Source organism: Lysinibacillus louembei, assembly GCF_033880585.1.
GTDB classification, from domain to species: domain Bacteria; phylum Bacillota; class Bacilli; order Bacillales_A; family Planococcaceae; genus Metasolibacillus; species Metasolibacillus louembei.
In genome coordinates, this window is record NZ_CP137624.1 from 3,785,819 (window position 1) to 3,806,233 (window position 20,415).

Below are 20,415 nucleotides of genomic sequence, written 5' to 3' on the forward strand. Positions count from 1 at the left end.
TCAACCTAAAGCTTTTTGGATTGCTTCAATTACACGGTCAGCTTGGAATGGCTTTACGATGAAATCTTTCGCACCAGCTTGAATTGCATCAATTACCATTGCTTGTTGTCCCATTGCAGAGCACATAATAATAATAGCATTTGGGTGTGTTCCTTTAATTGCTTTTAGTGCCGCAATACCGTCCATTTCAGGCATTGTAATATCCATTGTTACTAAATCTGGACGTAATTCATTGTATTTCTCTACCGCTTGCGCACCATCCGCTGCTTCTCCTACTACTTCATAACCATTTTTCGTTAAAATATCTTTAATCATCATACGCATGAAAGCAGCATCATCAACAATTAAAATCTTTTTAGACATAATTAATTCCTCCAATTTAAACTATCGTAAGTTATTCAAGCGATCTGCTTGACTTAAAATATCTGTAATACGAACACCGAAATTCTCATCAATAACAACAACTTCACCTTTCGCAATTAAGCGACTATTTACTAAAATATCAACAGGTTCACCTGCTAATTTATCTAGCTCAATAATAGAACCACTTGAAAGCTCCAAGATCTCCTTAACGGAACGCTTCGTTCTTCCAAGCTCCACTGTTACTTGTAACGGAATGTCTAACAGCATATTTAAATTATGCGCCTCTTGCTGTGATAAATTTGCTTGCTCAAAGCTTGCAAATTGTGCTGGCTGTACATTTACCGGTGGCATTTGGTAAGCAGGTTGTTGATACATTGGCTGCTGCTGTTGTACCGGCTGCTCATACATAGGTTGCTGTTGCATCGGTTGCTGTTGCATCGGCTGCTGTTGTTGTACTGGTTGTTGCTGTACTGGTTGTTGTTGCTGTGCTGGTGTAGAAGCAGATGGTGGTGTGGACTGAGCTACAGCTTCCACTGCTGTCGATGCTTCTTCATCAGTTTCCCCCATTAATGACTTTACTATTTTCTTACTAAAATTTAAAGGCAATAATTGCATAATGTTTGAATCAATTAATTCACCAATGCGTAATCTAAAGGATACACGCACTAATAAATCATCATCAGGCAAATTATCCTTTCCTTCATTTTGAGAGATATTCATTAAATCAATTGTTGGTGGTGAAATATCTACTTTTTGATTAAAGATTGTTGACATGGATGTTGCCGCTGAGCCCATCATTTGATTCATCGCTTCTTGCACAGCACTTAATTGAATTTCACCAAGCTCTGGCTTCGGATTTAATCCATCGCCACCGAGCATCAAATCTGCAATAATTGCTGCATCTGATTGCTTAATAACAAGTAAGTTCATTCCGATTAGACCAATTGTATACTCTACTTGTATCGCTACATAAGGATGAGGAAATTCCTCCTCTAAACGGTTGCGATTAATCATTGAAATGCTAGGTGTTGTAATATCTACTTTTTGACCAAGCAATGCAGATAATGCAGTGGCTGAGCTCCCAAACGAAATATTTCCAATCTCACCTAAAGCATCCTGCTCTATCGGACTAAGATAATCCTCTATTTTAACTTCCTCTGATGCTGCAATGGCATCTTCTGATGTCTCGCTTTTATTTTCTAAAGTTTCACCTCTTAACAAGGCTTCAATCTCTTCTTGGGAGAGCATTTCATCACTCATCTTCGTCTCCTCCTTCCACAGGATCTATAATTTGAGCAGCCATCTTTTTCCCTAATTTACCAGGCTGTATCGTGAATTTCGGTATATCGCCGACCTTCAACATGAGAGGCTCATCAATTTTTTGTTCTAATGGTATAACATCCCCTAGCTGCATCGTTAAGAAATCCTCAACTGAAATCGTTGTGTTCCCAAGCTCCGCTATAACCGGTAATGTCGATTGCTTCACACGAGTTTGTATGAAATTTGTTTGTTCAGGCGAATTTTGCTTCGTATTTGCTTGCATCCAATAGCGTACTGATAAATTAGGTACGATTGGTTCAAGCACAACGTGAGGTAAACAAATATTAATCATCCCGGTCGTTTCACCAATTACAGTATTTAATGAAATAACAACAACCGTCTCATTTGGTGAGATCATTTGTAAAAATTGCGGGTTTACCTCTAATTCAACAAGCATTGGATCAATTTCTACAATGCTTTCCCATGCCTCACGCAAATTGTCAAATGAGCGCTCAAATAGGTTTGTCATAATTTTCGTTTCAATTTCAGTTAAGTTATCTACATTACTATGGCTTGAACCTGCTCCCCCCATTAAACGGTCTAACATCGAATAGGCGATGTTTGGATTAATCTCCATTAAAATATTACCATCTAATGGCGGTACTTCAAATACATTTATTAATGTCATATTCGGTATTGAACGAATAAACTCCTCAAAAGGTATTTGGTCAACAGATACAACTGTGATTTGAACATAGGTTCTTAGCTGTGCAGAAAACGATGTCGTTAATAATCTAGCAAAGTTTTCATGTATTCGGGTCAAACTTCGGATTTGATCTTTTGAAAAACGAAGTGCACGTTTAAAATCATAAACTTTTACTTTTTTCGTTTCATCTTCCTTTTTCATATCATCCGCTGACATTTCACCTGTTGATATCGCCGATAACAGCGCATCAATCTCTGATTGGGATAATACATCTCCTGCCATTTGCCCACCTCCATTTCAAAAGATGTTTCTTTAATTTATTGGCTGATGTAGGCAGTTAGATAAACTTTCGTAACCTCACCATCTTGCATCAATTCATTAACTTTAGTCTTCAATATGTTGCCAAATGCTTCTTTTCCTTGCGAGCCTTCTAAATCTTTTAGCTCCATATCAGATAATTCTTGAATCGCAATATTGTTTACTTGGAATAAACGCTTCTCTAATTCGGCAGCTGCTTCTTTACTATCTGTTGTAAGCTTCATTTGCATGATAACAACGTGCTTATCCTTTAAATTGGTTCTAATTTCTGGTACGTCAATAGATGCTTCCACAATTTCATCAATTGTCGGTCCCTTTTCTACAGAGTCTTTATTTGCATTCATATAAACAACAAATAATATTGCTCCTACCAAAATAATCGCTACTAAAATAATAATCATAATCATCAACAGCTTATTACTCTTCATCTTCTTCACCTCGCAGATGCGGATTGGATAATATTTGTATATGTTGATAAAAGGCTTTCACCTTTTGTCGCACTTGCTCTTCATTCTCTAAAACAATTAATTTACTACCAGTTGTTAAGGTAATCGTCGTATCTGGAAAAGATTCGACGGTTTCTATGTATAATGCATTTAATGTGAATCGTTTACCATTTAAACGAGTAAGTTCAATCATTGAATTAGGGCCGGACAAACGAAGTGCCGGCCCGACCCTCCCTTACAATGAATTCCCCCTACTACTTTTAGAAGTAGGTGATTATAAATAAATCAAATTAACGCTTCAAGTTTACTAGCTCTTGTAAAATCTCATCCGATGTCGTAATAATACGCGTATTCGCTTGGAAACCACGCTGTGCGACAATCATCTCTGTAAATTCTTCAGATAAGTCAACATTGGACATTTCTAAACCACCTGATACTGTTTTACCAATACCAAAGCTAGACCCGGCGCCAAACTGTGTTTCACCAGAGTTAGCTGACACTTGGAAATAGTTATTTCCCATCTTCGTTAATCCTTCAGCATTTGGAAATTTGGCAACCATTATTTGTCCAGCGAATGTTAAAATACCATCAGCACTTACATATGTTACTGTACCATCTTCCCCAATTGAAATTTCCTGTGCATCTGTAGGGATTAAAATACGTCCACCTGCAACATCTTCTCTTTGCAATGCATCTTCAGCCCATTTTAATTCGGAAATTTCAACTGCATCATCACCTTGTAAAGGAGAATGTGTAATAATTGCACCATCTGGATTTACCATTCCATCTGTAATACCATCTGGCAAATCGCCATCTTCTTGCATCCAACCAATTACATAATCGCCATTACTGTTTACAAGGAAACCCTCTCGGTCCATGTAGAAGTTACCTGCACGAGTATATGCTGTACCTGTAAATCCTTCAATTAAAGTTTCATCTACATCATCCCCTGCTAGTTTACCAACTACAAAGAACCCTTCACCTTCCATAGCTACATCAAGTACACGACCTGTATTTTGACGAGAACCCGTACCATGAATTGTATCGATTGTCGCCAGTGTTGAACCTAAACCTATTTGTTTTGCGTTCACACCACCAGCGCCCATTGAAGGACCTGAAGCACCTGCTTGTGTTTGAGACATTAAATCTTTAAAAATAACACGACCTTTTTTAAAGCCATGTGTATTTACGTTAGCGATGTTGTTACCGATAACATCCAATTTAGTTTGGAAGTTTCTTAAACCTGAAATACCCGAGTACATTGAACGTAACATATTGTTTTGTTCTCCCTTCGTCTTCTTAATTTCTCTACTTGCGGATGCCACTTCAATCGGTCAGTAGCATCGATAGGCCTCCTTTTAGGTCCAGCCTATAATATAATGGTGCCATCAATATTCGTGAAAATTTGCTTTTTTGCTTCTAAACGATCCATTGCTGTAATTACTGTGGCATTTTTAGCATTGACTATTAATGCTGCTTGTTCCATCAAAACTAATGGTTGGCGAACACCTTTGTCATGTGCCTCAAGTACGCTATCTGTCACTTGTTGCCATTCTTCATCAGAAATCATAATATTTCTTTCTTGTAAACGCTCTGTTGCATGTTTACTTATTTTTAAATGTTGCTTACCAACTGCGGCTTGCAATTGCTCGATAAAAGATGTCGATGTTGCTTGCTTAACTTGCTTTGTCGGCTGCAATGGTGGATGATATGGAATGCGCTGAATCGAATTCATCTGTTTCATCTACACACCACCTTATTTACCTTCATTTGTAGATTCTTCTTTATCTACTGACTCATCTTTTGATTCTTTCACTACTTCAAACTGATCTTTCGTTAATCGCGTCCCATTATTTAGCAAATAAACAATAGAGCCGTTTTTCATTGTAATCGCTTCAATTAAAGCTTCAATTGCTTGCCCATCAACTTCATAGCGAACAGTTTGTCCAATTAATTTACTCGCCTCTGCAAATGGATTACCTGTACCAGATAAAGAGCCATTTCCAGTAATCGAAGAAATATTCCCTGCTGAAATTGTTTTACCATCATCTAATATGAATTGTGGTTGACCATCAACAAATTTCAATTCAACAATCGTGCCAGCACCTTCAACAGCAATTGGCTTGCCCGTCTCATCTAATTTATCTGTTAACTCATGCCATTTTACCTCTTTACCAATAAAAGTAGTATAGGACATTAATTGTGTTTGTTGTTGTGATTCCACAAGGACCTCTATGGCTTTTGTCATATTCTGCATCTGTTCCAAAGATGAAAATTGAGCCATTTGAGCTATAAACTCGCGGTCATTCATTGGATTTGTTGGATCTTGGTTTTGCAATTGGGTAATTAGCAGCTTTAAAAAGGCATCTTTCCCCAATGCACTATTTCCAGTTTCTCTGACAGGTGCTTTATAGCTTGAGTAATAAAGATCGTCTGTAACTTTACTTGAAGCGGTATTTGTAGTTGGCGTTGTCGTCATTTTTACACCTCCTCATTTAAAAACTCACTAAATGACTTTTTATCATCATTTTCTTCATCTTTTTGAGCTTCTTGCTCCTGATTTTGCTGTTTAAAGAAGTTATTAAAGAAGCTTTGGTCACGCATATTACGTTCTGCATCTTGTAAAGCCTGTGATACATCAAGACGCTCTACTTGGATGTTTTGAGCAGCAAGCCCTGCTTTTAATTGCTGTAAGTTTGAATCAAGCAATTCTTTCCCTGCTGCAGTTGTTGCAAGTAATCGTGCTGTTAACATACCATCTTTTTGCATAATTTCGATACGGATAGAGCCCAAATTTTCTGGATAAAGCTTTAACATTAACTTCATAGTACCTTGTGTGCTAGACAGTTGACTACGATTAATTAAATTTTGTATTTCTTTTATCAATGCCTCTGATTGCGCTGGACGCTCAGCTGGTAACGTCACTGTTACAGTTTTTACAGCTGCTGATGATTGCTGTGATGTAATTGGTGCTGGCTGTGTCGCGTCTGTTTCCTGCTTATTTACTGGCACTTGCTGAAAGACTGCTGCTTTAGGTGCTTGTTGTTGCACTTGTACAGTTTGCTGAAGCTGTGTAGCAACTTGTTGGAATGCTTCTTTTACTTGTATTAACTGAACTTCCTGTGTATAAACAGTGTCTGTTTTAGTAGCAATAACTTCAGCTAATTTTAGTACAGCGATTACTTTTTCAGCTTGCTGTGGTGGCACTTGATGCTCACCTTGCAATGCGCTCATAATTTGTGCTAGTAAATTTGGGGCTTGCTCAAATAGAGCCCAAATATCCTCAATTGGCATTTCTTCTCCAAGTAGCTGCTCAATAAGTGTTACAAGCTCCTCTTTGTCCATGCTTAAGGCTGCTGCTAAATCCTCGAGATTCATCATGTCTTCAACAGCAATTGCATCACCTTCAACTTCAATAAATAACAATGCTGCATCATGAGGAATGCCCAGTATCTCCAATACTTCCTCTAACGAATCTGCTGAAACTAGCTCTCCTACTGCATTTAAATCTGTTGCAGCTGGGGCATTTTGCTGTGTCGCTGGTTGATTTGTTGTTGCTAAAATTTTGTTAAACACAGAGCCGAATTTTTCTTGACTTAGCTGTTCATTTTTAGCTGCTGGCACAGCCTGCTTTGGCACTTCCACTTTTGGTGCTAGTTGTTGCATCATTGCGATATTCATTTTTTCACCTCCTCTCAAATTACTGTTGTGCTAGCAATTCTGTATAACGTGCCGCATCCGCTGGTGGCATTTTTGAAAAAATAGCTGAAAGAATGTCAGGCTTTAAATTCGACATAATGCGAAGTGCCTCTTCATCATTCATTTCAATCAAAATAGGCGCTGCTACTTTTGCAGACATTTTCTCATAAGTAGATAAAATTTCTTGGAAATCTTTTTTTATGTCTTCTTGTTCACGTTGTAGTTTCTGGATTTCAAATTGTAATTTCTCTTGCTCTATAAGTAATTCATTATTTGCTTCTTTTGAGGCATCAATTTCAGCTTGTAATTGCTCAATCTTCGCTTCTTTTTCTTGAAGCTCCGCTTGTAATGTAACGATTCTTTCCCCTGTCATCGATGGGTTTTCTGAAGTTCCCTCTTCTTTTTTGTCAAGGAATGGGATTTTTTCTTTCATACTATCTGCAAATTGAAACACGTTTGTATTTGTAAAATAACTTACAATTAACACAAGTGTAACGATAAATAATAATGGGATAATAAACAGCATAAAGAATTTTTGAAAAAACCCCGGCTTCTTGTCATCAAGCTCTTCTGCATTTACATTTTCAACTTGTTTTTTCGCCATGACATCACCTGATTTCTCTTTTGTTATATGCAAGCGATGATAGTTCATCTAATTGCTTTGCTTCAATGCGATTTTGCTCTTCTCTAAAGGCATCGAAGTCTTTTTCACGCATTTTTTCAAACTTGCGAACCTCTAAGTTTTTTTCCAACAGCTTTTGTTCATGCCAATTCATTTTCGAACGGGCTTGTACAACCTTTTGTTGAACATCTGCAATTGTCTTTTCCATACTATCTATGAAATTAGCATAATGACTAATTTCATCAATAGAAGCACCTATAGATAAGCGCTCTTGTTGGTAGACTAGTAAATCTTCTTTCTTTTTTAATAAGTCATAGAGCTTTGTAGCAATTTCCTCAAAAACACGTACAGACTCTTTATAAGCGATTTCAGATTCATTTTTCTCTTGCTCACGCACAACTAATATTTTTTCAAACCGATATGTGTATTGCATTATGATGATACACCACCATTTGCTAGAGTAATTAATTCATTGACAGCTTGCTCGATAGATACGTAGTCTTTGTAGCCTTGCTTTAAATATGCTGTAATTAGCGGCTCATATTGAATCGCTTCATCAATTTCGCGCGATGTACCTCGCTTATATGCACCAATGTTAATCAAATCCTCAGATTTGTCATACGTATAATACAACTCTCGTAAGCGTTCTGCTGCTTTTACATGTTCAGGTGCTGCAATATGATTCATTAAACGACTGACACTTTTCAAGACGTTAATAGCTGGGTACTGCCCTTTATTCGCTAAAGTTCGATCTAAAACGATATGTCCATCTAAAATACCACGTACAGTATCTGCAATCGGCTCATTCATGTCATCCCCATCTACTAGCACCGTATAAAAGGCTGTGATAGACCCTTTTAAATTCGTTCCTGTACGTTCTAACAATGAAGGGAGAATGGCAAATACAGAAGGCGTATAGCCTCGCGTTGCTGGTGGTTCACCAACGGCTAAACCTACCTCCCGCTGTGCCATTGCAACACGTGTTACAGAATCCATCATTAACATGACATTCATTCCGCGATCTCGGAAATATTCCGCTATTGCTGTTGCAGTAAATGCGGCTTTAATACGCATTAAAGCCGGTTGATCACTCGTTGCTGCAACAACTATCGAACGACTTAAACCTTCTGGTCCTAAATCTCGTTCGATAAACTCTCGAACTTCTCGACCCCGCTCACCTACTAGTGCAATGACATTTAAATCAGCCTTTGTGTTACGAGCAATCATCCCAAGTAGCGTACTTTTTCCGACACCTGAACCAGCGAAAATACCAACCCTTTGTCCTGTACCAATTGTCAGCATCCCATCAATCGCCTTTACGCCAACTTCCATTTGTTCACTAATAGGTGGACGTGTCATCGGGTTAGGAGGTTGTCGCTCTGTTTGTACAGACACAAGACCTTTTGGTAATGTATAGCCATCATATGGATTGCCCATTGAATCGAGTATTTTTCCAATTAGCTCAGGACCAACCTTTACTTCTAGCGGCTTTCCAGTTCCTTCGACTAAACAGCCAATTGAAATTTCACGCAATGAGGAGAATGGCATCAAGACAACAATCTCATCTCTGAAGCCTACCACTTCAGCAAGTATTGTTTGCTGTCCATGCTGCACCGTTTGCACATGTATTTTACATACATCTCCTATTGAACTTTCAGGACCCCGTGACTCAATCATTAAGCCTACTACTCTCGTGACGCGTCCAAATTTCTTAAAAGTATTAAGGTTTGGTATTTGTTCAATTAATTGAGTCGCTTTCATCCGTATCAGTCCTTGCTTGTTAAAATTTCATTTAGCTTCAAACGTAGTTCATTGAGCTGTTCATCAATCGATACAACAATACGTCCATGATTCGTTTCAATATAGCTTTCTGTGCTATTTAAATCTTCATTTACAAAAAACAGTAAAGGCACATCTGGTGGGAACATCTCAGCTAGTTCATCATAGTTTTTGGTAATGAGTTGATAATAGACTGGTGCAACATATACTTTGATTTCTTTCATTTCTCGCGCTTCTTTTAAGCCACGTTTGACGATTTCAGTAAATAGTTCATTGTCTCGTTCAAGTGCTACACCAATAATTCGTTCAGCAGCAGTTAAAGCGAGCTCTAATACAACAAATTCTTGATCATCAATATACTTTTTCGCATTTTGCTGCGCCTGTGTGATTGTTTCATTGGCCATTGTAAGCGACTGTTCCATCGCAGCATTAGCTTTTTGTATCCCTTCCTCATAGCCAGCAGCAAAGCCCTCTTCATGCGCTTGTTGCTCAAGCATGAGCTTTTCCTCTTGCCAAATTTGCTTCAATTGCTCGATAGCTTGTAATTGCTCATCTCGATATTGCTCTAGCTGTTGACGCTCGAACTCAATTTGTTGTCTCGCCTCAGTTAAATACATTTCCCGCTCTGCCTGAATATTTTCTAATGTTAAATTTTCAAGTTCTCCTGCCTGAGCATCTGTTTGAAAAGCTGTTGGCTGAAAAAAATCTTTAATTTCGATTTTAACGCCTTGCTCTGCTTCAGTTGACTGTGCTTGTATAGAGCGAATAATTCTAGACAATGACGTCATCTCCTCCACCGCGAGCTATAATGATTTCTCCAGCATCTTCTAAGCGTCGAATAACCGCTACGATGCGAGACTGTGCGTCCTCTACATCTCGTAAGCGTACTGGCCCCATAATTTCCATCTCTTCTTTAAACGTTTCTGCCATACGCTGTGACATATTACGGAAAATAATATCTTTTACTTCATCAGAAGAAACTTTCATTGATAATAGTAAGTCTTCATTTTCGCAGTCGCGAATAACACGTTGGATTGAACGGTTATCAAGCGTAACGATATCTTCGAATACGAACATGCGCTTCTTGATTTCTTCTGCCAATTCTGGATCTTGAATTTCGAGTGCATCCAAAATTGTTTTTTCCGTTTGACGATCCACTCCGCTAAGTACTTCTACGACAGCGTCAACGCCACCAGTTTCAGTGTAATCTTGCGTTACAGTAGAAGATAGCTTACGCTCTAAAACAGATTCAATTTCACTAATTACTTCTGGTGATGTTGAATCCATCATTGCAATACGCTTTGCAATATCCGCTTGGACCTCTTGAGGTAATGAAGATAAAATAATTCCTGCTTGCCCTGCTTCTAAATAAGATAAAATTAAAGCGATTGTTTGTGGATGCTCATTTTGAATAAAGTTGAAAATTTGAGCTGGATCTGCTTTACGTGCAAAATCAAACGGTCTCACTTGAAGCGATGACGTTAAGCGATTTAAAATTGCTTGCGCTTGGTCACTGCCTAATGCTTTTTCTAAAACTGTTTTTGCATAGCCAATACCGCCTTGTGTAATGTAATCTTGCGCTAATGCAATATTGTGAAATTCCTCAATAATTTCTTCCTTCATATGTGACTCTACTTTTTTAACACTGGAAATTTCTAAAGTTAAGCGTTCAATTTCCTCTTCACTTAAATGTTTATATACTGAAGCTGACACTTCTGGTCCCAATGAAATTAAGAGTAGGGCAGCTTTTTGCTTCCCTGATAATTCCTTGTCTTTCTTAGACATAGCCACCCCTCCAATCAATTACGCCTCGGCGTAATTGCGTCCAGATTTTTCGAGTGAGCCGTCACACCCTGTGACAACGGTTAACTGGCCTGCTTAGTGCAGGCCTCTCTTCAAAATCTATGACATCCGCCGGAGGCTTTATTTTGATTCAGTGAGCCTTCGGATGCCCACTGAATTACATGCTACTTAAATATTCATATTGCTATCAATAGAAATTGACGTCTACCGAGTCAAAATTAATCCTCAGCAATCCAACTACGTAACAACTTGGCAAAATCATCTGGTTTTTCTTTTGCCATTTTTTCTAGCTGCTTACGACGCACTGTTGCTTCTGTTTCTTTTTCATCAGCAATATCATCAACAATAATTTGTTCTTGTTGTTCTTCAATCGCTGATAGTTCCGCCTCTTCTTTACGTTTGCGAGAACGTAAAATATAGAATACTAAAAGTACAATTGCAACTAATAATACGCCGCCAATTACCCAAACCCACCAAGGAATTGCTGTTGTTTCTGTATCTACTGCAACGTCTTTTCCATAGAATTGCTGTACTGTAACAACAACTTTACTTGCAACCTCTTCATCTGTTAAATCACCTACTGCATCTTTATTAAGCGATGTGCTAATAATAGATGCTAACATTTCTCGAATCGCCGCCACACTTTCATCTGGCAATGATGCTAAATCTTCTGGGTTTGGTGGCTCTACACCAACTTGAATACCAATATCACGAATTTTATAAGGTGACTCCTGAATATCTTTGCGAATACGATTTACATCGCTATTTACTTTTTCTTCGATTCGTTCATAATCACCATTTCCTGCAGCACCCTCTACATAATCTGTGAAATTATCTGTCTGTTGTCCTGCTTCTGGTGTACCAGTTGCCGTAGCTCCAGTTCCAGTATATGTTTCTGTAATAGTTTGGGCGCTAATCGCAATTCCTGACATATTTTCTTCATCAACAGGCTCTACAAGATCTTCTTGACGATTTTCCTTTTTAAAGTCAATATCCGTTGTCACAGATACAAACACTTTATCTTGTCCCATCAATGTACCTAACATATTTTGGACTTGGCGCTGTAAATCACGTTCAACCGTTTTCTTCAGCTGCATTTGTCCTTCTGGAGTCGCTACTGAACCACCAGACGTAGCTGATTCCAAATCATAATATTCCATATGCTGATTTGAAATTTCAATATTTTCTAATGGTAAATTAGGCACGCTTTTTGCTACTAAGCTGTATAATGTTTTAATTTGAGTTTCTGTAAATTGATGTCCAGGTGCTGTAGTTAACATTACAGCCGCTGTTGCTTCTCCTTGTCCATCCTGTAAAAAGACACCTTGCTTTGGCATTGTAATATTTACCCGGGCACCTTCTACCCCATCAACTTGTTTTAATAAATTTACAATAGCTGTTTGCATTGTCTCGTTTTTCAACACTTCGAATTCATTATCAGTCATCCCAAACCCTGCATTTTCAGCAAAAAATGATGTGTCAATTCCACCGGTTTTCGGAAATCCTTGATTTGCCAAAGATACTTTTAATGCATCTGCTTGCTTTGCTGGCACTAAAATATTTGTACCACCTGCTGTAATTTCGTATGTAACACCATCCGCCTCTAAAACATCTCTAATTTGCCCAACTTCAGCCTGTGATAAATTCGTATACATCGGGACCATTTCTGTGCGTGTTAAAAGATATGTAAGGATGCTTGCAAATGCAATAATTACTACCAGTGCACCGACCATCGCGCCTTTTTGCTTTTTTGTACGACTTGACCAAAAATTGGTCGAATCGGTTTTTACTTTTGTTAATCGTTCATTCATTATGGATCCTCCGGTAATAGTGAATGCTATAAACAATTACGCCTTTGCGAATATTTGTTCAATTTTTAACCTGTGCTTTTTATCAGGAACTTTAACTTGATTGAGCTAAATTTAAATGCCTGCTGAAATGCGCTAGTTTTGTCACTCTACAAGCTTAGGCTTTATGTACTTAACGCATCCATTTCGTCATAAAATCATGTGCTAAATCAAGACGAATTTTTTCGTCATAATTGTTTTTTGATTCAACAATGTATTTTGTACTGAAAGCATAGCAATAGGTACAGAAAGCTTTGACCTCGACAAATGACGAGATACATATTTCATTAGCATTTACTTCAGCAGATATTTAAACATTTGCTGAATCAAAATAAATCTTTTGGTGAATGTCACAAATTTTGAAAAGAACCTGTACGACGCAGACTACTTTCTGCGCCGTTAGCTCCAAAAATTTGAAAAATCATTAACCGAGGCGTAATTGATTATACACTCATTCGCATAATTTCTTGGTAAGCTTCAACCACTTTATTTCGAACTTCCATTGTGGCATTTAGTGTGATACTCGCTTTTTGTGAAGCTATCATTACCTCATGTAAATCCACATCGCCACCATTAATTAATTTATTCGTCAATGTGTCGGATTGAATTTGTTGCGCATTCACTTGTGCAATTGCGTCCTTTAATGTTGCCGCAAAATTTTGCTGCGCCTCGTAAGGTGTTGCTGTTAACTTATTAGCTTGCTGTACTCCTTGTGTTTGAGTAAACATTGATATGGAGTTAATCATCGCCATGTTTAATCACCGTTCCTTTCAAATTTGTTATTTGCCGATTTCTAAAGCTTTTGACAGCATCGATTTATTGGCATTGAACACCGTTACATTCGCTTCATAGGAGCGCGTTGCAGAAATTAAATCAACCATTTCTTTTAATGGGTCTACATTTGCCATTCTTACATAACCATTCTCATCTGCATCAATATGTGTTGGATCATAAACAAGCTTAAACGGTGTTTCATTATCTTCGTTAATGCGTGATACCTTCACGCCATTCCCGACACCATGTTTCACAGTTTTCCCCATTGCTACATTTAAAAAGTTTGAAAACTGACCTTCTTTTGCTGTTAAAGTGACTGTTTTACGACGGTACGGCTCCCACTCACCATTCACTTGCTTTGCTCTTGTCGTATCAATATTTGCCATATTTGAAGAAATTACATCCATACGTAAACGTTGTGCTGTTAAAGCGGAGGCAGTTGTATTCATACTATGAAAGATTGTCATACTTATTTCCCTCCTTTAATTACTGTATTTAGTGTATTTAATTTTCCATTTACACGGTCAATAAGCGCATTATAATAGATTGTATTTTCAGCCAGTTTAGCTTGCTCTGCATCCATATTTACACCATTTCCATTATGACGAGCTCTTAAATTTGCATAATCAAATACGCCTGATTTAAATTGCTCTGCATCGAAATCATAATGTCGAACATCGTTTTTATTTGCCGCAATTGATGTTTGTTTAGCACCTTCTAACATACTTCTAAAACTGACATCTTTCGCCTTATAGTTTGGCGTATCGACATTTGCAATATTGTTAGCAATTGTTTTATGTTTTAAAGTCGCATAAGAAAGGCCATTTTCTATATTGCGAATTGTTCCACCGAATAAATCCACACTATCCACCTCTTTTAATATATAGGGTATTCGTCACATTTCGATAATAGTTTTGTTAGTTTAATTGTAATTAAGTTAATCCATAGTGTCTATTGTCTTTTAGCTTTTTTAGATAGTCTATAAGAACTATTTTATTCCATTTCTTTCTCTTCATTATCGAAAAATCAAAATGGATTTTTATGTAAAATATCATTTTTTTACTTCGTTACGATAAATATTACCAAAAAATCTACATTAATCACTATGTTTCATTTAAAAAATAAATCAATAAGACTATTTTTAGCACCAGACTGTTAGGACTATGTAAAAAATAATTTATATTAAAATGTATAAAATCTTTTCTTCTTTTAATAGAACAATAAAAGTGGCTGTTTAAAAGTGATATCACTTTTAAACAGCCTATAACGAAAACGCTTTTTATTTCATTTTAATTTCAGCTAATGCAACTAAAAATTTATCGTTCAATACTTTAATATAAGTACCTTTCATCCCAAGTGAGCGCGACTCAATTACACCAGCAGACTCCAGCTTGCGTAATGCATTGACAATAACTGAACGAGTAATACCTACGCGGTCTGCAATTTTTGAAGCAACAAGTAGCCCTTCGTGACCATCTAACTCCTCGAAAATATGCTCAATCGCTTCAAGCTCAGAGTATGATAATGAATTAATCGCCATTTGCACAACAGCTTTTGAACGAGCCTCTTCTTCAATTTCCTCAGCTTTTTCACGTAAAATTTCCATGCCGACTACTGTTGCACCATACTCAGCTAAAATTAAATCATCATCGCTAAATTGATCGTTAATACGTGCAAGGATTAACGTCCCTAAACGCTCTCCACCACCAATAATTGGAACAATCGTTGTTAAACCAGATGCAAATAAATCTTTATTTTCAACAGGGAACGCTGTATGTTCATTATTTACATCTAAGTTTGGCGATGTTTCTGTAATATTAAATAAGTTTTGTGTATACTCCTCTGGGAATTGGCGCTCCGCAAACATTTTTTTAATACGCTCATTTTCGATTTGCTGGTGAATTGATAAACCTAAAAGCTTCCCTTTACGACTTACGATAAAGACGTTAGAGTCGATAATGTCACCTAACGTATCCGCCATTTCTTTAAAGTTTACTGGCTTACCAGCAGTCGCTTGAAGCATTGCGTTAATTTTTCTTGTTTTTGATAATAAATTCATTTTCTATAGTCCTCCTAAGGCTATTTCTGTATTTACGTAATATTCTAAAGGTTTTTATAATTTATAGCAATTATCTATGTTTTAAATATTGTAAAGACTTCTACATTTTTTCATGAAATAACATTTGCTATAAAATAAATTGTGATAAATCTTTATTTTTCACGATATTTCCTAGTTTTTGCTCAACATATGCAGGGGTAATTTCAATATGTGCTGGTGCAATTTCAGAAGCTTCAAATGATAGCTCCTCTAATAGGCGCTCTAAAATTGTATGCAAGCGTCTTGCACCAATGTTATCTGTTTCTTGATTAACTTCTGTTGCAATTTCAGCAATGCAATCAATCGCTTCATCTGAAAATTCAATTGTTACATTTTCCGTTTCTAGCAAGGCTTTATATTGCAAAATAAGCGATTGGTCTGGCTCTTGTAAAATGCGGACAAAATCTTCCTTCGTTAATTTTTCCAGTTCCACACGAATTGGGAAACGCCCTTGCAATTCCGGAATTAAATCACTCGGCTTTGACATATGAAAAGCACCTGCTGCAATAAATAGCATATAATCTGTTTTTACAGGACCATATTTCGTCGTTACAGTAGAACCTTCTACGATTGGCAAAATATCGCGCTGTACACCCTCGCGTGAAACATTTGCTGAAGAGCCGCTGTCTTTGCTTGCAATTTTATCAATTTCATCAATGAAGATGATACCTGTCTGTTCAGCGCGCTGAATCGCTTCTGCTGTTAGTTCATCTGTATCGATTAATTTGTTGGCCTCTTCCAACGTTAAAATACGACGTGCATCTTTTACTTGCACTTTGCGCTTCTTTGTTTTCTTTGGCATTAAATTCGCCAACATATCCTGCATGCCGCTCATTTGCATTTCCATTCCTGGCATATCCATTAATGGTGCTGCTTGCTCCATGACCTCGATTGTTACCCACTGGTTTTCAAGCTTACCTTGTGCTAAATCCGTTGCAATCTGACTGCGACGGGAGCTTATTTCTGCTTCTTCCGCCGGATTTTCCTGCTCAGCTTGCTCTTGCTTTTGTCCAAAAAGCATTTCAAATGGATTTTGCTGCATTTTCGCCTTCTTTTTTGAAGGTGCTAGCAATTTCACAATCGCTTGGTCTGCCAGCTTTTCTGCCTCTTCCTTTACAGTTGCTAACATTTCTTCTTTAACAAGGCGTAACGAAGCCTCTACCAAGTCCCGTACCATTGATTCTACATCGCGTCCAACATAGCCTACTTCTGTGAACTTTGTTGCTTCCACTTTAACAAATGGCGCTTTTGTCAGCTTCGCAATACGTCTTGCGATTTCCGTTTTTCCAACACCTGTTGGACCAATCATTAAGATGTTTTTCGGGATAATTTCACTTTTCATTTCATCGTTCAGTAAAGAACGGCGATAGCGATTACGCAGTGCAATTGCTACTGCACGCTTTGCCTCATTTTGCCCAACAATGTGACGATTTAAATGTTCCGTAATTTGTCTTGGCGTTAAGTTTGTCGTCATTATAGCGCCTCCACGATAATATTATGATTTGTAAATACACAAATATCAGCAGCTGTCGTTAAAGCTGCCTCTGCAATTTGCTGTGCCGTTAAATGCTCCCCTGCATGTTGCTTCAATGCGCGACCCGCAGATAATGCATAATTACCACCTGAGCCAATCGCTAAAATACCATCATCTGGCTCAATGACTTCTCCTGTCCCTGAAACAAGAAGCAAAGTAGATTTATCCATTACAAGCAACATTGCTTCTAATTGACGCAACATTTTATCACCGCGCCATTGCTTAGCTACCTCAACAGCTGCACGTTGTAAATTACCATTATACTCGTTTAACTTACCTTCAAACATTTCAAATAAAGTAAAAGCATCTGCTACTGACCCAGCAAAGCCTGCTAATACGTTGCCATTAAACAGACGTCTGACCTTTCTTGCTGTATGTTTCATCACAACTGCATTTCCTAACGTTACTTGACCATCACCAGCCATTGCACAACCACCTTTATGATGGATTGCAAAAATCGTCGTTGCATGTATTTGCCCCAAATAGATTCCTCCTTAAGCTCTTGGATGTGTATTCATATACGTTTTACGTAAATGCTCCTTCGTCACATGTGTATATACTTGTGTCGAGGAAAGATGTGCATGTCCTAATAGCTCTTGTACAGTACGCATATCTGCACCGTTATTTAATAAATGTGTAGCAAATGAATGTCTTAGCATATGCGGATAAAGCTTTGTATGCAAGCTAGCTTTATTTACCATCTCATTTAGTATATGACGTACACCTCGTGGCGTAAGTTCGCCACCTCGCATATTGACAAAAAGATAAGAATGCTCCGTCTTTTTCATTATATGTGGTCGCGCTTCCTCAATATAGGTTTGCAGCGCTGTACGTGCATATTCACCAAACGGTACAATGCGCTCCTTACGCCCTTTCCCCATAACGCGAAGTATCGAATAATGGAAATCGATATTAGATAGTTCCAATGCCGTACACTCGCTTACTCGAATACCTGTTGCATAAAGCAGCTCCAGCAAAGCGATATTGCGCAGCGATTGAAAATCTTGCCCTTGATTCGCTTCAAATAGTTGTGTCAGCTCTTCCTCATAAAAAAAGTTTGGAAGTCGCTCCTCTTTTTTCGGGTGATACAATGATCGAAAAGATGAATCGTCCAAATCAAATTCTCTATGCAAAAAGCGGAAGAAGGAGCGAATAGCAGATATTTTTCTTGAAATAGATGCTCTTGCTTTTTTCTCATCATAAAGCTTTGTCACATACAATCTTGCATGAATATATTCAACATCTTGTAAACTTTTAATACCTTCCGTTTGTAAAAACGTCAAAAAATGCTGAATATCAGTCTCATATTCCCGCACTGTATGTACAGAAAAGTTTTTTTCAATTTGCACATAGCGAATAAACTGATGCAGCCACTCATTTTGCTGATTTGACATAACATAGCCTCCTTAAGCGGAGCAAATTAATTACATACTGACACTATACCGTAACTCCAAAATTAGCAAGTAAAATATGCGTAAATTTTAAAAAATCAATGGATTTTGTCAATTGCATGACAAGCAGTCGTAAGACACCATAATTTTTTACATATCATCTAAATCAATTACGCCTCCGCGTAATTGCGTCCAAATTTTTTCAAGCTTGTTTGCAGTAGAAGTTCACCTAAAGCCGTCACTTCCTGTGACAACGGTGAACTGACCTGCATCGTGCAGGCCTCCTTTTCAAAATCTGTGGCCTCCACCGAAGGCTTTATCTCGGTGCAGTGGGTATCCAACCACCCACTGCACTAAGTAAACATATGGCATTCATCCCCTCTCTACTGAGGAAAGGGGTTTCTGCTGAACCAAGGTAAAAGCCCTTCAAATTATACAATTCAAAGGGCTTTTCTGCAATTAAATTGTTCTCGAATTCACAAAATTACGAATTGTTTCCAATGCTCGGTTCGCATGGCGCTCCGCACGCTCTGCTTTTGATTTAATACGCTCACCTAGCTCTGGGAACAGACCGAAATTGACATTCATCGGCTGGAAGTTTTTCGAAGCTGCTTCCGTAATATAGCGTGCCATTGAGCCAAGCGCTGTTTCTTCTGGGAAGTATAATAGCTCCTCACCTTTTGCTAAACGCGCTGCATTAATACCGGCAATTAAGCCGCTTCCTGCTGATTCAACATAGCCTTCAACACCTGTCATTTGACCTGCAAAGAAAATCGTTGGCTGTGCTTTTAATTGATATGTTTTTGCCAATACTTTCGGCGAGTTAATAAATGTATTACGATGCATCACACCATAACGTACGATTTCAACGTTTTCTAACCCTGGAATTAGCTGCAATACTTCCTTTTGTGGACCCCATTTTAAATGCGTTTGGAAGCCAACAATATTGTATAATGTGCCGGCCGCATCATCTTGGCGCAATTGCACAACCGCATATGGACGCTTACCTGTTTTCGGATCTTCCAATCCAACTGGCTTCATTGGTCCAAACAACATTGTTTTTTCACCGCGTGCTGCCATAACTTCAATCGGCATACAGCCTTCAAAATAAATTTCCTTTTCAAACTCTTTCAGTGGTACAACTTCTGCCTCAATTAATGCTTGACGGAAACGATCGAATTCTTCCTTTGTCATTGGGCAATTTAAATAAGCTGCTTCCCCTTTATCATAGCGTGATTTTAAATACACTTTGTCCATATCAATCGAATCTTTTTCGATGATAGGCGCTGCCGCATCATAAAAGTATAAATATTCCTCACCTGTTAATGCTTGAATTTTCTCTGCTAATGCCTTTGATGTTAAAGGACCTGTTGCAATAACAGTAATGCCTTCTGGAATTTCTGTTACTTCCTCATGAATGACCTCTACTAATGGATGGTTTTTCACCGCTTCCGTTACATAGCCTGCAAATTCATGACGGTCTACCGCTAACGCTCCACCTGCTGGCACTGAACAATTATCCGCCGCCTTCATAATGACGGAATCCAGCATCCGCATTTCTTCTTTAATGACGCCTACCGCATTTGTTAACGTATTCGCACGTAAAGAGTTAGAGCATACCAACTCCGCAAATTTATCTGTATGGTGCGCGGGCGTTTGCTTGACAGGTCGCATTTCATAAAGGCGTACCTTGATACCACGCTTTGCGATTTGCCATGCTGCTTCACTGCCAGCTAAGCCTGCCCCAATAACGTTTACTATTTTCTCTGACATTT

The 20,415-nt window shown here is 38.1% G+C and carries 23 protein-coding genes; all 23 read right to left on the minus strand.

Annotated elements, in window-relative coordinates; genetic code table 11:
- Window positions 1–363, minus strand: a complete 363-nt coding sequence (locus R6U77_RS18935) for a response regulator (protein ID WP_293921326.1) — start codon at window positions 361–363, stop codon at window positions 1–3.
- 21 nt (window positions 364–384) lie between these two features.
- Window positions 385–1,623, minus strand: coding sequence for a flagellar motor switch phosphatase FliY (gene fliY, locus R6U77_RS18940; protein WP_319836813.1), 1,239 nt, complete (start codon window positions 1,621–1,623; stop codon window positions 385–387).
- Window positions 1,616–2,611: a flagellar motor switch protein FliM gene (gene fliM / locus R6U77_RS18945; protein WP_293921328.1), complete on the minus strand. Its 996-nt coding sequence runs from the start codon at window positions 2,609–2,611 to the stop codon at window positions 1,616–1,618. The genes fliY and fliM overlap by 8 nt, the downstream gene beginning before the upstream one ends.
- Window positions 2,612–2,646: 35 nt before the next feature.
- Window positions 2,647–3,075 carry a flagellar basal body-associated protein FliL gene (gene fliL, locus R6U77_RS18950; protein WP_293921329.1) on the minus strand — a complete coding sequence of 143 codons (429 nt, stop codon included), beginning with the start codon at window positions 3,073–3,075 and terminating at the stop codon, window positions 2,647–2,649.
- The gene (locus R6U77_RS18955; protein WP_293921330.1) at window positions 3,065–3,286 is read right to left on the minus strand and encodes a flagellar FlbD family protein; all 222 of its coding nucleotides are present in this window, start codon (window positions 3,284–3,286) and stop codon (window positions 3,065–3,067) included. Before R6U77_RS18955 ends, fliL begins: the two co-directional genes overlap by 11 nt.
- A gap of 97 nt (window positions 3,287–3,383) precedes the next feature.
- The gene (locus tag R6U77_RS18960) at window positions 3,384–4,367 is read right to left on the minus strand and encodes a flagellar hook-basal body complex protein (protein WP_319836814.1); all 984 of its coding nucleotides are present in this window, start codon (window positions 4,365–4,367) and stop codon (window positions 3,384–3,386) included.
- Between the two features lie 95 nt (window positions 4,368–4,462).
- On the minus strand, window positions 4,463–4,828 hold the full coding sequence (locus R6U77_RS18965; protein WP_319838399.1) for a TIGR02530 family flagellar biosynthesis protein: 366 nt from the start codon (window positions 4,826–4,828) through the stop codon (window positions 4,463–4,465).
- Between the two features lie 21 nt (window positions 4,829–4,849).
- Complete coding sequence (flgD, locus tag R6U77_RS18970; protein WP_319836815.1) at window positions 4,850–5,572, minus strand: flagellar hook assembly protein FlgD; 723 nt, start codon at window positions 5,570–5,572, stop codon at window positions 4,850–4,852.
- A gap of 2 nt (window positions 5,573–5,574) precedes the next feature.
- Window positions 5,575–6,774: a flagellar hook-length control protein FliK gene (locus tag R6U77_RS18975; RefSeq protein ID WP_319836816.1), complete on the minus strand. Its 1,200-nt coding sequence runs from the start codon at window positions 6,772–6,774 to the stop codon at window positions 5,575–5,577.
- A 19-nt stretch (window positions 6,775–6,793) separates the two neighbouring features.
- Window positions 6,794–7,396 (minus strand): MotE family protein, encoded by a 603-nt coding sequence (locus tag R6U77_RS18980; RefSeq protein WP_319836817.1) that lies wholly within the window; start codon window positions 7,394–7,396, stop codon window positions 6,794–6,796.
- A 4-nt stretch (window positions 7,397–7,400) separates the two neighbouring features.
- The gene (gene fliJ / locus R6U77_RS18985; RefSeq protein ID WP_293921385.1) at window positions 7,401–7,850 is read right to left on the minus strand and encodes a flagellar export protein FliJ; all 450 of its coding nucleotides are present in this window, start codon (window positions 7,848–7,850) and stop codon (window positions 7,401–7,403) included.
- Window positions 7,847–9,175, minus strand: a complete 1,329-nt coding sequence (fliI, locus tag R6U77_RS18990; protein ID WP_319836818.1) for a flagellar protein export ATPase FliI — start codon at window positions 9,173–9,175, stop codon at window positions 7,847–7,849. Before fliI ends, fliJ begins: the two co-directional genes overlap by 4 nt.
- A 5-nt stretch (window positions 9,176–9,180) precedes the next feature.
- Window positions 9,181–9,981 (minus strand): flagellar assembly protein FliH, encoded by an 801-nt coding sequence (fliH, locus tag R6U77_RS18995; RefSeq protein WP_319836819.1) that lies wholly within the window; start codon window positions 9,979–9,981, stop codon window positions 9,181–9,183.
- Window positions 9,965–10,978 carry a flagellar motor switch protein FliG gene (gene fliG, locus R6U77_RS19000; protein WP_293921337.1) on the minus strand — a complete coding sequence of 338 codons (1,014 nt, stop codon included), beginning with the start codon at window positions 10,976–10,978 and terminating at the stop codon, window positions 9,965–9,967. The genes fliH and fliG overlap by 17 nt, the downstream gene beginning before the upstream one ends.
- A 236-nt stretch (window positions 10,979–11,214) precedes the next feature.
- A complete protein-coding gene (fliF, locus tag R6U77_RS19005) occupies window positions 11,215–12,807 on the minus strand; it encodes a flagellar basal-body MS-ring/collar protein FliF (RefSeq protein ID WP_319836820.1) in 1,593 nt (530 codons plus the stop codon).
- A 479-nt stretch (window positions 12,808–13,286) separates the two neighbouring features.
- Window positions 13,287–13,589 carry a flagellar hook-basal body complex protein FliE gene (gene fliE / locus R6U77_RS19010; RefSeq protein WP_406601117.1) on the minus strand — a complete coding sequence of 101 codons (303 nt, stop codon included), beginning with the start codon at window positions 13,587–13,589 and terminating at the stop codon, window positions 13,287–13,289.
- Between the two features lie 33 nt (window positions 13,590–13,622).
- Window positions 13,623–14,084, minus strand: coding sequence for a flagellar basal body rod protein FlgC (gene flgC / locus R6U77_RS19015; RefSeq protein WP_319836821.1), 462 nt, complete (start codon window positions 14,082–14,084; stop codon window positions 13,623–13,625).
- Window positions 14,085–14,086: 2 nt separating this feature from the next.
- Window positions 14,087–14,479: a flagellar basal body rod protein FlgB gene (flgB, locus tag R6U77_RS19020; RefSeq protein ID WP_293921341.1), complete on the minus strand. Its 393-nt coding sequence runs from the start codon at window positions 14,477–14,479 to the stop codon at window positions 14,087–14,089.
- A gap of 417 nt (window positions 14,480–14,896) precedes the next feature.
- Window positions 14,897–15,676, minus strand: a complete 780-nt coding sequence (gene codY, locus R6U77_RS19025) for a GTP-sensing pleiotropic transcriptional regulator CodY (protein WP_293921342.1) — start codon at window positions 15,674–15,676, stop codon at window positions 14,897–14,899.
- Window positions 15,677–15,803: 127 nt separating this feature from the next.
- On the minus strand, window positions 15,804–17,192 hold the full coding sequence (gene hslU, locus R6U77_RS19030; protein ID WP_319838401.1) for an ATP-dependent protease ATPase subunit HslU: 1,389 nt from the start codon (window positions 17,190–17,192) through the stop codon (window positions 15,804–15,806).
- Window positions 17,189–17,731: an ATP-dependent protease subunit HslV gene (hslV, locus tag R6U77_RS19035; RefSeq protein WP_293921343.1), complete on the minus strand. Its 543-nt coding sequence runs from the start codon at window positions 17,729–17,731 to the stop codon at window positions 17,189–17,191. The genes hslU and hslV overlap by 4 nt, the downstream gene beginning before the upstream one ends.
- A gap of 12 nt (window positions 17,732–17,743) precedes the next feature.
- Window positions 17,744–18,643, minus strand: coding sequence for a tyrosine recombinase XerC (gene xerC / locus R6U77_RS19040; RefSeq protein WP_319836822.1), 900 nt, complete (start codon window positions 18,641–18,643; stop codon window positions 17,744–17,746).
- Window positions 18,644–19,099: 456 nt separating this feature from the next.
- Window positions 19,100–20,413: an FADH(2)-oxidizing methylenetetrahydrofolate--tRNA-(uracil(54)-C(5))-methyltransferase TrmFO gene (gene trmFO, locus R6U77_RS19045; RefSeq protein WP_293921345.1), complete on the minus strand. Its 1,314-nt coding sequence runs from the start codon at window positions 20,411–20,413 to the stop codon at window positions 19,100–19,102.
- Between the last annotated feature and the right edge of the window lie 2 nt (window positions 20,414–20,415).